Source organism: Mesorhizobium sp. BR1-1-13, from assembly GCF_020165515.1.
GTDB lineage: Bacteria > Pseudomonadota > Alphaproteobacteria > Rhizobiales > Rhizobiaceae > Mesorhizobium.
Map to the genome: position 1 here is coordinate 23,905 of NZ_JAIUIH010000019.1, position 13,362 is coordinate 37,266.

14 protein-coding genes and 1 riboswitch are annotated in these 13,362 nt (G+C 64.5%); of the genes, 8 read left to right on the forward strand and 6 right to left on the reverse strand.

The features are described from left to right. Positions 1-117: 117 nt before the first annotated feature. Positions 118-414: a 50S ribosomal protein L28 gene (rpmB, locus tag LB533_RS28575; RefSeq protein WP_140500766.1), complete on the reverse strand. Its 297-nt coding sequence runs from the start codon at positions 412-414 to the stop codon at positions 118-120. 250 nt (positions 415-664) lie between these two features. Here rpmB and LB533_RS28580 point away from each other — a divergent pair, with 250 nt between their 5' ends. From LB533_RS28580 to LB533_RS28590, 3 genes are read left to right on the forward strand one after another with little or no spacing between them, the layout of a single operon-like run. Continuing rightward, positions 665-1,453 carry a DUF3108 domain-containing protein gene (locus LB533_RS28580; RefSeq protein ID WP_224678759.1) on the forward strand — a complete coding sequence of 263 codons (789 nt, stop codon included), beginning with the start codon at positions 665-667 and terminating at the stop codon, positions 1,451-1,453. Positions 1,454-1,480: 27 nt separating this feature from the next. After that, positions 1,481-2,368, forward strand: coding sequence for a DMT family transporter (locus tag LB533_RS28585; protein ID WP_224678760.1), 888 nt, complete (start codon positions 1,481-1,483; stop codon positions 2,366-2,368). Then, entirely contained in the window at positions 2,365-3,039 is a 675-nt protein-coding gene (locus LB533_RS28590) for a lysoplasmalogenase family protein (protein ID WP_224678761.1), read from the forward strand. Before LB533_RS28585 ends, LB533_RS28590 begins: the two co-directional genes overlap by 4 nt. On the opposite strand, the gene LB533_RS28595 is transcribed toward LB533_RS28590, so the two are convergent. Continuing rightward, positions 3,036-3,494: a cupin domain-containing protein gene (locus LB533_RS28595; protein WP_224678762.1), complete on the reverse strand. Its 459-nt coding sequence runs from the start codon at positions 3,492-3,494 to the stop codon at positions 3,036-3,038. The genes LB533_RS28590 and LB533_RS28595 overlap by 4 nt on opposite strands. 23 nt (positions 3,495-3,517) lie before the next feature. Beyond that, entirely contained in the window at positions 3,518-4,285 is a 768-nt protein-coding gene (gene gloB / locus LB533_RS28600) for a hydroxyacylglutathione hydrolase (protein ID WP_140640212.1), read from the reverse strand. 153 nt (positions 4,286-4,438) lie between these two features. Here gloB and LB533_RS28605 point away from each other — a divergent pair, with 153 nt between their 5' ends. The 3 genes from LB533_RS28605 (at position 4,439) to LB533_RS28615 (ending at position 8,098) form a co-directional block, all read left to right on the forward strand. Next, positions 4,439-5,215 (forward strand): class I SAM-dependent methyltransferase, encoded by a 777-nt coding sequence (locus LB533_RS28605; protein ID WP_140640613.1) that lies wholly within the window; start codon positions 4,439-4,441, stop codon positions 5,213-5,215. 150 nt (positions 5,216-5,365) lie between these two features. Then, positions 5,366-7,189, forward strand: coding sequence for an ABC transporter ATP-binding protein/permease (locus LB533_RS28610; RefSeq protein WP_224678763.1), 1,824 nt, complete (start codon positions 5,366-5,368; stop codon positions 7,187-7,189). Between the two features lie 105 nt (positions 7,190-7,294). Next, a complete protein-coding gene (locus LB533_RS28615) occupies positions 7,295-8,098 on the forward strand; it encodes a DUF1194 domain-containing protein (protein WP_224678764.1) in 804 nt (267 codons plus the stop codon). A gap of 114 nt (positions 8,099-8,212) precedes the next feature. Here the strand turns inward: LB533_RS28615 and metW are convergent, their stop codons facing one another. Both metW and metX read right to left on the reverse strand, forming a co-directional pair. Continuing rightward, complete coding sequence (gene metW / locus LB533_RS28620; RefSeq protein ID WP_140500775.1) at positions 8,213-8,827, reverse strand: methionine biosynthesis protein MetW; 615 nt, start codon at positions 8,825-8,827, stop codon at positions 8,213-8,215. A gap of 58 nt (positions 8,828-8,885) precedes the next feature. Further along, complete coding sequence (gene metX, locus LB533_RS28625) at positions 8,886-10,055, reverse strand: homoserine O-acetyltransferase MetX (protein ID WP_140640218.1); 1,170 nt, start codon at positions 10,053-10,055, stop codon at positions 8,886-8,888. 111 nt (positions 10,056-10,166) lie between these two features. Beyond that, positions 10,167-10,244, reverse strand: a riboswitch (SAM riboswitch). Between the two features lie 135 nt (positions 10,245-10,379). Here metX and hisC point away from each other — a divergent pair. Both hisC and LB533_RS28635 read left to right on the forward strand, forming a co-directional pair. After that, positions 10,380-11,489 (forward strand): histidinol-phosphate transaminase, encoded by a 1,110-nt coding sequence (gene hisC / locus LB533_RS28630; RefSeq protein ID WP_224678765.1) that lies wholly within the window; start codon positions 10,380-10,382, stop codon positions 11,487-11,489. 6 nt (positions 11,490-11,495) lie between these two features. Further along, positions 11,496-12,431 carry a prephenate/arogenate dehydrogenase family protein gene (locus tag LB533_RS28635; RefSeq protein ID WP_224678766.1) on the forward strand — a complete coding sequence of 312 codons (936 nt, stop codon included), beginning with the start codon at positions 11,496-11,498 and terminating at the stop codon, positions 12,429-12,431. Here LB533_RS28635 and LB533_RS28640 read toward each other — a convergent pair. Further along, positions 12,428-13,357 (reverse strand): sugar kinase, encoded by a 930-nt coding sequence (locus tag LB533_RS28640; protein WP_224678767.1) that lies wholly within the window; start codon positions 13,355-13,357, stop codon positions 12,428-12,430. The two genes, LB533_RS28635 and LB533_RS28640, sit on opposite strands and share 4 nt — an antisense overlap. Positions 13,358-13,362: the final 5 nt, after the last annotated feature.

The window sequence follows — 13,362 nt, forward strand, 5'->3', positions numbered from 1 at the left end:
ATCGCGCTCGCTTTGTTCGAGCATCGGATTTCCGAAACCGCCTTGCGGACGGCGATCCGATGCTCAAAGGCCAACAAGAGGTTGGCCAGGGCGGTCGTCCCCCGCCTGAAAGACAGTTTACGCGGCAGCCTGCTCGGCGAGCTTCTTGGCGATCTGCTTCTTCAAGAGGCGCGCGCGCTGCGACAGCTCCTTGACGTCAGCCTTGGCCAGGAAGGCGTCGAGACCGCCGCGATGCTCGACCGAACGCAGCGCGTTGGCGGAAATGCGCAGGCGCACGTTCTGGTTCAGCGCTTCCGAAATCAGCGTCACGTTGACGAGGTTCGGCAGGAAGCGACGCTTGGTCTTGTTGTTGGCGTGGCTCACATTGTTGCCGGTCTGGACTGCCTTGGCAGTGAGTTCGCAGGTGCGGGACATGGTTCTAACCTTCAGTTCTCTCGGGGACCTGCCAAACCTTCGTGCCCACGCCGGGTGGCGCGCGGTTCTGGTCAAGCGGCCTTATGGAAAAAGTTGGCGTTCCATAGTTGCATTTCGCCCATGCGTCAAGCTCCAGCCTGGCCCAGCGGCATTTCATACTAAGGCCGGAATTCGTCGTATAAGCGGTTCCATAGGGACATGCCAGACGGAGTTGTCCGCCCCCGGCTGAAATCAAGGACCCGATCGCGCCATGCTTCGTTTGCCCCATGCCCTTGCCACCGCGCTGGCCGTCGCCTTGCCATCGGTCGCGATGGCCGCCTCGCCGCAGTCCTTCAAGGGCGAATACACGGTGTCGTTCCTCGGGCTTTCGATCGCGAAATCGAGCTTTTCAAGCCATTATGAGAACGGCGTCTACTCGATCGACGGCAGCGTTTCCGCGGCTGGTCTGGCCAAGCTGTTCGATGACACGCGCGGCACGATCTCGTCCAAGGGTACGATTTCGGGCCAGAAGATGGTGCCGCAGGCGTTCCGCGCCGACTACACTTCCGGCAAGAAAGCCTCCGCGATCGATATCCGTTTTGCCAATGGCAACGTCACCTCGACGACGGTCGTTCCCGCGCCGGAAAAGCGTGATCCCGAGAGTTGGGTGCCGCTCGGCGCCGGCGACCTGGCATCGGTGCTCGATCCGATGGCAGCGACCGTCATCCATGCCGACAGCCTCGACAAGGTCTGCGGCCGCACGGTGAGGCTCTACGACGGCGAGATGCGCGCCAACCTGACGCTGAGCTACGCTTCAAAAGGGTCGATCTCGGTGCCCGGCTACAAGGGCGACACGGTCACCTGCCGGATGGGTTTCGAGCCGGTGGCGGGCTATCGAAAGGGCCGCAAGGCGCTCAACTACCTCAAGAACAAAAGCCGCATCATGGTGACATTTGCGCCGCTCGGCCAAACCGGGGTATATGCGCCGATCCGCGCGACGGTCGGGACGCAGATCGGCACCTTGACCATCAGCGCCAGGCGTTTCGAAGCAATACAATAGGGCGCCACGCGCGCCGCTGGAGACAGAATGGGGCGCGCGACTCTGATCGGCTTTTCGGCCGTCGCCATGTGGGCACTGCTGGCGTTGCTTACGGACGCATCCGGCAAGGTGCCGCCGTTCCTCTTGTCGGCGATCACCTTCTCGATCGGCACCGGGGTCGGGCTTGTCGCGCGCCTTTTCATGCCGGCCGCGGATAAAAGCCAGAAGATACCGCGCCAAGTCTGGGTGATCGGCATTGCCGGCCTCTTCGGCTACCACTTCTTCTACTTCACAGCGCTGCGCAACGCGCCGGCGGCGGAGGCCAGCCTGATCGCCTATCTATGGCCGCTGCTGATCGTGCTCGGCTCGGCGCTGATGCCGGGCGAGCGGCTGGCCTGGAACCATATCGTGGGCGCGCTGCTCGGCCTTGCCGGCACGGTGCTCATCGTCACCAAGGGCGGCGGCCTCGCCTTCGACGCGCGCTACGCCTTTGGCTACGCCATGGCTGCCGTGTGCGCCGTGCTGTGGTCGTCCTATTCGCTCCTGTCGCGGCGTTTCCCCTCGGTGCCGACCAGCATCGTCACCTGGTTCTGCGCGGCGACCGCGCTGCTGTCGCTTGCCTGCCATCTGGCGCTGGAAGAGACGGTGCTGCCCGCGACTGCCGGGCAGTGGCTTGCCGTGCTCGGGCTCGGCCTGATGCCGGTGGGGGCGGCCTTCTATGCCTGGGATGTCGGCGTCAAGCGCGGCAACATCCAGGTGCTGGGCGCGGCAAGCTATGCCGCGCCGCTCCTGTCGACGCTGGTGTTGATCGCGGCTGGCGTCGCCGAGCCGTCGCTGCGCATTGTCGCGGCCTGCGTGCTCATCACCGGCGGGGCCGCACTTGCGGCAAAGTCGCTGCTCCTGCGCAAGCCCGCCGAAGGCGGAGCCCGGGCGTGACGATGCCGTTTCCAGGCGGCATCGACGCCAACGCCAATGCGACGCTGATCTTTTCGCTGGTGGCGGCGGTTGTCTACGCCTTCACATCAGGCATGGCGCCGACGCTCGCCCGTTCGGCGGCAAAAACGCTCGCGGTGGCCATGCTTGCCGTGCTGGCGGCGATGCAGGGCGGGCCGCTGCTACTGGTCGCCGCTCTTGCGCTGAGCGCTATCGGCGACGCCTTCCTGTCGCGCGATGGCGAAAAGATGTTTCTGGGCGGGCTGGGCAGCTTTCTCGCCGCGCATATCGTCTACGTCGTGCTGTTCCTGCGCAGCGGCGGGGGGCTGGGAGTGCTGGGGGCCGAACCTTGGCGCGCGGCAATCGCACTGGCGATGGCGGCGTTCGTTATCCTCATGCTGGCGGCGCTGCGGCGCCGCGTCGGCCCGGCCCTGCAGGTCCCGATCGCGGGCTATGTCGCGGCCATCCTCGCCATGGGCATTTCGGCGCTGACGACGAGCAGTGCCGCTGTTATCGGCGGCGCCGTGCTGTTCATGGCGTCCGACGCGCTGCTGGCCACGGAACGCTTCCTGGCGGCCGCCATTTCGCCACATCGCGCCTGGATGCGTTTGGCGGTCTGGGTGCTTTACTACGCCGCGCAACTCGTGATCACGCTTGGTTTCCTGCTGCGCTAAGGATTTCCTGCTGCGTCAGGCTGTTTTGGCCGCCAACCAGGCTCCGCCAGTTCAAACGCCGCAAAGTCGAAGCCCGGCGCCACGGTGCAGCCGACCAAGGTCCACTCGCCCAGGCTGCGCGCCGATTGCCACCAGCCCGCCGGCACGACGATTTGCGGCCGCTCGCCAGCCGCAAGCTCGATGCCGAGCACCTGCTCGATCACCCGGTTAGCCTTTGGGCCGCCCTCTTCCCATATCGACAGCGCCAGCGGCGCGCCGGCGTAGAAGTGCCAGGCCTCGGCTGCATCCCTGACGCGATGCCAGGCGGAAACCTGGCCCTGCTCCAGCAGAAAATAGATCGCCGTCGAGTGGCCTCGAGCTTCGCCGCCACTGTCGCGAAAGGTTTCCGTGTACCAACCGCCTTCCGGATGCGGCCTCATGCCAAGAATGGCGATGATTTCTGCGGAACTCATCATGGTTTCGACCAGTGTCGCTTGGCCTAGAAATTATCCTTGCGCTTGCGGATCTCGGCAAAAACCTCGACGTCCGACGCCTTCTCCATGCCGAGATGCCTGCGGATTGCCGGATCGTGCCAGCGCAGGAAAGGGTTGGTCGACAATTCCTCGCCGATCGTGGTCGGCAGCGTCGGCTTGTTATCGGCGCGCAGCGCTTCAATTTTTGCCGCGCGTTCCTTCAATGCCGAATTGGTCGGGTCGACGCTCAGCGCGAAACGGGCGTTGGCGAGCGTGTATTCGTGCCCGCAATAGATCACGGTCGCGGCAGGCAGTGCCGCGAGCTTCTTCAGGGATCCATACATCACCGGCGGCTTGCATTCGAACAGCCGCCCGCAGCCGAGCGCGAACAGCGTGTCGGCGGTGAACGCCACTTTCGATGCCGGCAGGTGATAGGAGACGTGGCCGGCGGTGTGACCAGGGGTGGCGATCACTTCGATGCGCTCCTCGCCGAGATGCAGGACCGAACCGTCCTCGACAGTGTCGTCAATGCCGGGAATCTTGGCCTTTTCCGCTTCCGGGCCGACGATGCGCAGCTTGAACCGCTGCTTCAGCGCCAGGTTGGCCTCGACATGGTCGGCATGATGATGCGTGGTCAGGATCATCGTCGGCGTCCAGCCGGTGCGCTTGACCGCAGCCAGGATCGCCGCCTCTTCCGGCGCATCGATGAGCGCGGTCTGACCGCTTTTGGGGTCATGCACCAGAACGCCGAAATTGTCGCTGCGGCACATGAACTGTTCGATTTCGACCGCCATCGCATCTCTCCATCTTTCGCCGCAGACATAGGACGCCGACGCGCAGATGTCATCCCGGAGATGACTAATGTCAGGATGTCATTCGACATCCGGGATCTTGGGACGTCGCGGCCTTTTGTTGAAACCCGCCGATATCGCGGCTACATCCCTGACATGCATTCCGACATCGTCGATCTCCGTTCCTTTTATTCGACAGCGCTTGGTCGCTTTGCCGAACATTCGATCACCATGGCCCTGTCATCGATATGGGCCACAGTGCCCAATGAGCGGCTGGTCGGGCTCGGCTACACCTTGCCGTGGCTGGAACGGTTCGGCAGCGACGCCGAGCGGGTGTTCGCCTTCATGCCGGCGACGCAGGGCGCCGTGGTCTGGCCGGCGGCGGGACCGACGGCGACGGCTCTGGTTTTCGACGAGGAACTGCCGCTGGTCGATTCCTGCATCGACCGCATGCTGCTCGTGCATTCGCTCGAACATGTAGAAAACCCGCGCGAAACGCTGAACGAGATCTGGCGCGTGCTGTCGCCGGCCGGCCGGGTGGTCATCGTCGTGCCCAACCGGCGCGGCGTCTGGGCGCGGTTCGAACACACGCCGTTCGGCAATGGCAGGCCCTTCTCGCGCGGTCAGCTCACCGAGTTGCTGCGCGAGGCGAATTTCACGCCCGCCGCCTGGTCCGACGCCCTGTTCTTTCCGCCATCGCGGCGGCGTTTCATGATGCGCTTCCACAATATGCTGGAGCGCGCCGGCCGGCGGCTGTGGCCGATCTTCTCCGGCGTCATCGTGGTCGAGGCGCAGAAGCGGCTCTATCAGGGCGTGCCGGCCGCCCAGCGCGCTTCGCGACGGGTTTTCGTGCCGGTGCTTTCGCCGCATGCAGCAACGCGGCTCGGCCGGCGGATAGAGACCGGGCCGCGACATCGCCGTGTCCGCGAATGACACCTTCGTGATCATGCCAGAAACTTGCGCCGAACGGCATTTCGCGACCTATCTGTCGCTGACGGGCTCGCAGCCTGGCTGAGTGACCGATGGCGTCACTACACTTCATCCGGTTTTCAGCACCGCTTTTGAACGCAAGGACTTCAGCTCATGGGGGATTATCCGGACAATGATGCCTCTGCCCGGCCTTTCGCTGCGGTCGAAGCCTCGAGCCTGCGTGACCAGGTGGCGACGATCAAGCTGGCGCTTGCCGGATCGCCGGTCCGCAAAGGGCTACGCTGGGCTTCCATCGGGATGGTTGCCGTCATTGTCGCGACCTCGATCGGCCAGGTTCTGCTCAACCGCTGGAACCAGCCTTTCTACGATGCGCTTGCACGCCGCGACATGCAGGCCTTCCTGCACCAGCTCGCCATTTTTGCCGCCATTGCCGGTGGGCTTCTTGTGCTCAATGTCGGCCAGACCTGGCTCAATCAGACGATCCGGCTGAAGCTGCGCGAGGCGCTGACGCTCGATCTGATCGATGGATGGATGCGGCCGGCGCGCGCCTTTCGCCTGGCGCATGCGGGTGCCATCGGGGTCAATCCCGACCAGCGCATGCAGCAGGATGCGGGCCATCTTTCCGACCTGTCGACGGATCTTGGCGTCGGCCTGCTGCAATCCTTAATCCTGCTCGCCTCCTTCGTCGGCGTGTTGTGGGAACTGTCCTCGGGCTTCGTCTTCCACATCGGCGGGACGTCGCTCGCCATACCGGGCTACATGGTCTGGACGGCCATACTCTATGCCGGAACGGCTTCCTGGCTGAGCTGGTTGGTCGGACGGCCCCTGATCCACCTCAACAGCGACCGCTACACACGCGAGGCGGAGCTGCGTTCCTCGATGGTGCGCGTCAACGAGAACATCGATGCCATCGCGCTCGCCCGAAGCGAGCCCGACGCCAGGCGGCGGCTGGAAATCGACCTGGGCACCGTGCTCGGCGCCATGCGGCGCATCTACAGCGCCCAGATCAATCTTGCCTGGGTGACGGACACCTATGGCTGGATCACCGTGGTGGCTCCCATACTGGTCGCTTCGCCGGTCTATTTCGCGGGCGATATCAGCTTCGGCGGGTTGATGATGGCGGTCGGCGCTTTCAACCAGGTCCATTCTTCATTGCGCTGGTTCATCAACAATATCGGCAGCATCGCCGATTGGCGCGCGACGCTGATGCGCGTCGCCGATTTCCGTATTGCACTGGATGAGACCGATGTGCTGCACGACCAGGAAAGGCGCATCGAATTCGGCGAGAATGCAAACGGCAAGCTGACCTTCGAGAAACTCGAAGTGGCCTCGCCGGAGGGCTGCACGAGGCTCGCCGACCAGCACGTCGAGATCCACGCCGGCGAACGCGTCATGCTCACTGGCGAGCCGGGCGCGGGCAAGACGCTGTTCTTTCGCGCCATTGCCGGCCTGTGGCCGTGGGGGAGCGGGCGCATCGGCATGCCGGCGGGAGAGACGCCCATCTTCGTGCCGCGCACGCCTTACTTCCCAACCGTCACGCTGCGCGAAGTGCTCGACCGCGTGGACGGGGTTGCGCCGGCAAGCGATGCCGATATCTCAGCCGTGCTAGCCGAGATCGGCCTGGAACACCTGTCGTCGTCGCTCGGCCGCAGCGCGCGCTGGGAGCATGAACTGGCCGACGAAGAACTGCGCCTGCTGGCCTTTGCCCGGCTCGTGCTGCGGCACCCGAAATGGGTGATCATCGATGAGGCTCTCGATGCCTTCGACGGACCGACACTGCGGCGGGTGCTGGCGATGCTGGAGAAGCGTTTGGCCGGGGCCACGATCCTCAATATCGGGCGCGGCCAGCACGACAATCAATTCTTCCCGCGCACACTGACCATAGTGAAGGCGTCCGGCGTGCCGGCTCTGAAGCCCGCGCGCATAAGGGCAGGCGCGATCGAGCCGCCGCCGGCCGCTCCTCGCCGCAAGGCATAGCGCTTCCGGCATCTATCCGGACCGGCCCGCGCCGCGCCATGAGGCAGCTTTATTTCGCCGTGATCGCGAGGGAAGATCGCAGCGGAAACATCGCTTGAGCCGGCCATGCTTGATGCTCTCAGCCTGCTTGCCTGCCTGGCCTGCACCGAGGCCACCGCGACTGCCGCTGCGCCGGATGGCTTGGCCGTTGACGTCGAACTGGTGCTGGCGGTCGATATCTCATTGTCGATGGACGAGAAGGAGTTCGCCCTGCAGCGCGCCGGCTATGTGCAGGCGCTGCGTCACCCCGACTTCATCAAGGCGGTCCGCGCCGGGGCCACGGGCCGCATCGCGCTCACCTATTTCGAATGGGCCGGCACGGTCCGTGACGACGCGCTCATCGGCTGGCAGGTCGTCGACGGCGCCGAGAGTGCCAACGCTTTTGCCGACAAGATAGCGGCCCGCCCGTTCCGCAGCTTCCACGGCACGTCGATCTCCGGCGCGCTCGCCTTCGGCGCGGGGCTTTTCGACCGCACTACTTTCGAAAGCGAACGCAGCGTCATCGATATTTCCGGTGACGGACCAAACAATATCGGGGCGCCCGTCACCGCCACGCGGGATGCGGCAAATGCCAAAGGCATCGTCATCAACGGCCTGCCGATCCTGATCAATCCGTCGCCCACCTTCAGCCACCTCGACCGGTATTACGCCCAGTGCGTAACCGGCGGGCCGGGCTCCTTCGTGCTGCCGATTTATGCAGCCGCCGAATTTTCCACCGCCATCCGCCGCAAGCTGATTCTCGAGGTCAGCGGCGTCCAGAACGAGACCAGGATCATTCCCGCCGAAGCCGAGGCTCCGATCGACTGCCTGCAAGGGGAACGCGACAGACGGTTCTTGTCGGATCCGTATTTCCCGGAGCTCGATCGCTGAGCCTTCGCCGGTCTATGCGGGCCGGGTTCCAACCTGCTGATGACCTTCGTCGGATCAACCCGCAGCTCGACTTCGCCCGAAAAGGGGGTGTCATAGCCGCCTCCGGGATGGGCCTTATCGCTTCAACAAGAACACCGCTTGCTGGCCGAAGAAATTCCAGAACCACCATGGCATCGACAGGCCGATCTTCTGGCCGTTGGCGTCGAGCGCGGTTGCCCTTTCCACGGTCGCGCCAAGCTCCTCGCACAAATTGACGAAGTCGCGGATGGTGCAGAAGTGGATGTTCGGCGTGTCGTACCAGGAATAGGGCAGGTCTTTGGTGACCGGCATGCGGCCCTTGACGAACAGCGACAGGCGCACCCGCCAGTGGCCGAAATTGGGGAAGGACACGATGGCGTGTTCGCCGATCCTGAGCAATTCGTCGAGAACGAGCTTCGGGTTGCGGGTCGCCTGCAAGGTCTGCGACAGGACGACGAAATCAAAACCCTTGTCGGGATAGAATTCAAGATCCTTGTCGGCGTCGCCCTGGACGACGGAAAGGCCGCGCGCCACGCATTCGTTGACACCACGCTGCGACAGTTCCAGTCCACGGCCGTCGATCTGCTTGGTCTCCTGCAAAAGCTCGAGCAGCGAGCCATCGCCGGAGCCGACGTCCAGCACCCGCGATTGCGGCGGGATCAGACCGGCGATGACCTCGAGATCGACGCGTTGGGCGCGATTGACGCTCATGGCTTGCCCCTTGTCGTGGCGCGTGACCCTTGACGGACAGGTCTGCAATTTTGCGGGGTCATGCGCCGAGCCCTCTCGCTCGCGCGGCCGAGCCGATGAAGCCGTTGATGGCGGCGAACAGTTCCGGCTCGTCGAGCAGGAAGGCATCGTGCCCGCGATCGGTCTCGATCTCGACGAAAGACACCGACGCGCCGGCGGCATTCAGCGCATGGACGATCGAGCGGCTCTCCTCGGTCGGGAACAGCCAATCCGAGGTGAACGACACCAGGCAGAAGCGTGTCTTGGTGCCGGCAAAAGCATCGGCCAGCCTGCCGCCATGGTCGGCGGCGAGGTCGAAATAATCCATGGACCGCGTCATGTAGAGATAGGAATTGGCGTCGAAACGGTCGACGAAAGTCATGCCCTGGTGACGCAGATAGCTCTCGATCTGGAAGTCGGCGTCGAAGCCGAAGGTCAGCGCTTCGCGGTCCTGCAAGTTGCGGCCGAACTTCCGGTGCAGGGCTGCTTCCGACAGGTAGGTGATGTGGGCGGCCATGCGCGCCACGGCGAGCCCCTTTTCCGGGCGTTTGCCGTGGTCGAAATACTTGCCGCCATGCCATTCAGGGTCGGCCATCACGGCCTGCCGGCCGACCTCGTGGAAAGCGATGTTCTGCGAGGAATGCCGCGCGCCGGTGGCGATCGGCAGCGCCGAGAAAACACGCTCCGGATAGCTCGACGCCCATTGGAGCACCTGCATGCCGCCCATCGACCCGCCGAGCACGCAAAACAGTTTTTCGATGCCGAAATGGTCGATCAGCATCTGCTGGGCACGCACCATGTCGCGGATGGTGATGACCGGAAGGTCCAGCCCATAGGGCTTGCCGGTAGCGGGATTGGTGGAGGCCGGACCGGTGGAACCGAGGCAGCCGCCGATGACGTTTGAGCAGATGACGAAGAAACGGCTGGTGTCGATGATCTTGCCGGGGCCGATCAGCACTTCCCACCAACCCGGCTTGCCGGTCACTGGATTGGTGCTGGCCACATGCTGGTCGCCGGTCAATGCGTGGCAAACGAGAATGGCGTTGGAACGGGCTTCGTTCAGCGTGCCATAGGTCTGGTAGGCGATCTGGAACGGCGACAGCAGGGTGCCGGCGTCGAGCTTGAGCGGCTTGTCGGCGCCGAAGCGCACGACCGGGCTCGACGGCTGGTCTGCCTCGTTGTTGGTTCTGCCAGCGCGCTGAGCGGCCATCGCATCCTCTTACATCGCACGACGTGTCTGGCGGAAACCGAATACGGGCCGACACGGGTGTCCGGCCGGCCGCGGACACTAAAAAACCGGCAATGCCTTCGCAAAGCCGGTTACGTCACGCAAACGGCCCTTTAGCGAATTGTTTAACGTGGCTGCAAGCCGACCGGCCAAATCACCACGGAACTGTTGCTGCCCTTCTAGAACTCGCCTGCCTTGCCGTCAATGCCGCTTGCTGGCACCACTGCCGCCTCTCGACATTGCCGGCCATGGCTTGTATTTCCGCTGCGGCTTCCAGACGGGAGCGTTCTCGACGGATTTTGCAAAATGAACCAGAAACCGGATCAGGCACGTCCTCAGCCGCGCGCGGGTATCATGGACATCCAGGCCTATGTGCCGGGCAAGAGCTCGGCCCCTGCCGGGGTGGGCAAGGTCCACAAGCTGTCGTCGAACGAGAACCCGCTCGGCCCTTCGCCGAAGGCAATCGAGGCCGCGCGCGAGGTCGCCGCTAAGCTCGACGTCTATCCCGACGGCACCGCCCGGCGCCTGCGCGAAGCAATCGCCGAGGTGCATGGTTTGAACGCACAGAACATCATCTGTTCCAACGGCTCCGACGAGATCCTTGGCCTGCTGGCGCAGACTTATCTCGCGCCCGGCGACGAGGCCATATTCACCGAACACGCCTTCATGGTCTACAAGATCTACATCCAGTCGGCGGGTGCCACGCCTGTCGCGGTCAAGGAGACCCAGGAGCGCGCCGACATCGATGCGATCCTGGCGGCCGTCACGCCACGTACGAAGATCGTGTTCCTCGCCAATCCCAACAATCCGACCGGCACTTACGTGCCGTTCCAGGAGGTGCGCCGCCTGCATGCCGGCCTGCCGAAGAACGTGCTTCTGGTGCTCGATGCCGCCTATGCCGAATATGTCAGGCGCAACGACTATGAGGCCGGCATCGAGCTCGCGGGCAGCTCTCAGAACGTGGTCATGACCCGCACCTTCTCCAAGATCGGACTTGGCGGGGCGCGGATCGGATGGATGTATGGGCCGATGCACATCGTCGACGCGATCAACCGCATACGCGGCCCTTTCAATGTCAATGCGACGGCGATCGAGGCCGGCATCGCTGCCGTCCGCGACCGCGCCCATGTCGAGCGCAGCGTCGCGCATAACGAGACCTGGCTGGCCTGGCTGAGCGAGCAGATGACTGGGCTCGGGTTGCGGGTGACGCCGAGCGTCGGCAATTTCCTCCTCATTCATTTTCCCGACGACGGCAAGCATTCGGCCGCAGCGGCGGACGACTATCTCACCCAGCGCGGCTACATACTGCGGCGTGTTTCGGGCTATGGCTTTCCCAACGCATTGCGCATGACGGTCGGCACCGAAGAGGCCAATCGCGGCGTGGTCGCGGCACTCACGACATTCCTGAAAAGCTAGAACGCCATGACATCACCGATGTTCGAAAAGATCGCGCTGGTCGGCATCGGCCTGATCGGCTCGTCGCTGGCCCGTGTCATCCGCCGCGAGGACCTGGCCGGCCATGTCGCCATCTCGACGCGCAGCGCTGCAACGCTGGCGCGGGCGCAAGAGCTTGGCCTGGGCTCCTCCTACACCATAGATGCCAAGGAAGCGGTCCGCGATGCCGACCTGGTCATCGTCTCGGTGCCGGTCGGCTCGTCCGGCGCGGTGGCGCAAGAGATCGCGCCGGCGCTGAAGAAGGGCGCCATCGTCACCGATGTCGGCTCGACCAAGGCTTCCGTGATTGCACAGATGCAGCCGCATATACCCGGTGGAGTGCATTTCATTCCCGGCCATCCGCTGGCCGGCACGGAGAAATCTGGGCCCGATGCCGGTTTCGCCGATCTGTTCGACAACCGCTGGTGCATTTTCACCCCGCTGCCGGACACGGATCCGGACGCGCTGGAAAGGCTTTCCGAATTCTGGCGCCGTTGCGGCGCCAACATCGACACGATGGATCCGCAGCATCACGACATGACGCTGGCCATCGTCTCGCATTTGCCGCACATCATCGCCTACAACATCGTCGGCACCGCCGATGACCTGGAATCGGTGACCAAGACGGAAGTCATCAAATATTCCGCTTCCGGTTTCCGCGACTTCACGCGTCTCGCCGCCTCCGATCCGACCATGTGGCGGGACGTGTGCCTGCACAACAAGGATGCGATTCTGGAAATGCTGGCGCGGTTCTCGGAGGACCTGGCTTTCCTGCAGCGGGCGATCCGCTGGGGCGACGGCGACAAGCTGTTCGACCTGTTCACCCGCACCCGCGCCGTGCGCCGCTCGATCATCGAGGCCGGCCAGGACATCGACGTGCCGGATTTCGGCCGCCAGGCGGTCGAACATCCGGCGAAAAACTAGGCTCCTTCAGGCCAGGTCGCCGCCATCATCGCCAGTGTCTCGGCGCGATCGGGCGCGCCCAGCCTACCACCGAAGCGCTGACATTTGAGCGCCGCGGCCGCGCTGGCAAAGCGCAGCGCCTTTTCGATCGGCATGGCTTGCGCCAGCCCGGCCGCGAAGGCGCCATGAAAGACGTCGCCGGCTGCCAGAGTATCCACCACCTCGACCTTTGGCGCAGCGACGTGGCGTACGCGACCGGCGTGCCTGTCGTGCCACCAGGTTCCAGCGCCGCCGGCGGTTACCGCGACGAACGCGTCGGTGCGCGACGCGAGGTCGGCGCATGCGGCCTGCGGGTCCAGCGCCTGGCCGCAGACGATGCGCGCCGCCGGTTCGGAGGCGACGATGTGCGAGGCGAGCGGCAACAGCCGCTCCAGCACTGCCAATGGCGCGGTGTCGGCATCGAGAATCCCGGGGCGGCGGGCAGCGCGCGCAGCGCTGAGCGCCAGCGCTGCCGCACCCGGCCAGCGCACATCGACCAGCACGGCATCGAAAGCGGTGAGATCGGCGACCGGCAAGCCGTCGGGATAGGCCTGGGCGCGCTGATCGTAGAAAGGCACGATGATGCGCTCGCCATGGCCGTCGACGAGGATCGCGGCCAGCGCCGAGCGCGCTCCGGCGACGCGACGGACGAGACTGCAATCGACGCCCTCCGCCTCGATGCCCGATATCAGCTGGTCGCCGACCTGATCATCGCCGGCGCTCGCCCAAAGCCACACTTCGGCGCCCAGCCGGCGTGCGGCGCAGGCGGCACTCGTGGCCATGCCGGAAGCGATCTGGACGCCATCGGCGGCCATGAACTTGCCCTGATGGACGGGAAGCGTTTCGACGCGAAGAATGGTGTCGAGCGTCAGCGCGCCGACGCTCAGGAGCTTTGCCGGTCTGTCCATTGGGG

Coding starts and splice junctions, on each gene's coding strand:
- rpmB (WP_140500766.1), bottom strand. CDS start 414: ATGTCCCGCACCTGCGAACTCACTGCCAAGGCAGTCCAGACCGGCAAC.
- LB533_RS28610 (WP_224678763.1), top strand. CDS start 5,366: ATGGGGGATTATCCGGACAATGATGCCTCTGCCCGGCCTTTCGCTGCG.
- LB533_RS28585 (WP_224678760.1), top strand. CDS start 1,481: ATGGGGCGCGCGACTCTGATCGGCTTTTCGGCCGTCGCCATGTGGGCA.
- gloB (WP_140640212.1), bottom strand. CDS start 4,285: ATGGCGGTCGAAATCGAACAGTTCATGTGCCGCAGCGACAATTTCGGC.
- hisC (WP_224678765.1), top strand. CDS start 10,380: ATGAACCAGAAACCGGATCAGGCACGTCCTCAGCCGCGCGCGGGTATC.
- metX (WP_140640218.1), bottom strand. CDS start 10,055: ATGGCCGCTCAGCGCGCTGGCAGAACCAACAACGAGGCAGACCAGCCG.
- LB533_RS28635 (WP_224678766.1), top strand. CDS start 11,496: ATGACATCACCGATGTTCGAAAAGATCGCGCTGGTCGGCATCGGCCTG.
- LB533_RS28580 (WP_224678759.1), top strand. CDS start 665: ATGCTTCGTTTGCCCCATGCCCTTGCCACCGCGCTGGCCGTCGCCTTG.
- LB533_RS28605 (WP_140640613.1), top strand. CDS start 4,439: ATGCATTCCGACATCGTCGATCTCCGTTCCTTTTATTCGACAGCGCTT.
- metW (WP_140500775.1), bottom strand. CDS start 8,827: ATGAGCGTCAATCGCGCCCAACGCGTCGATCTCGAGGTCATCGCCGGT.
- LB533_RS28595 (WP_224678762.1), bottom strand. CDS start 3,494: ATGATGAGTTCCGCAGAAATCATCGCCATTCTTGGCATGAGGCCGCAT.
- LB533_RS28640 (WP_224678767.1), bottom strand. CDS start 13,357: ATGGACAGACCGGCAAAGCTCCTGAGCGTCGGCGCGCTGACGCTCGAC.
- LB533_RS28615 (WP_224678764.1), top strand. CDS start 7,295: ATGCTTGATGCTCTCAGCCTGCTTGCCTGCCTGGCCTGCACCGAGGCC.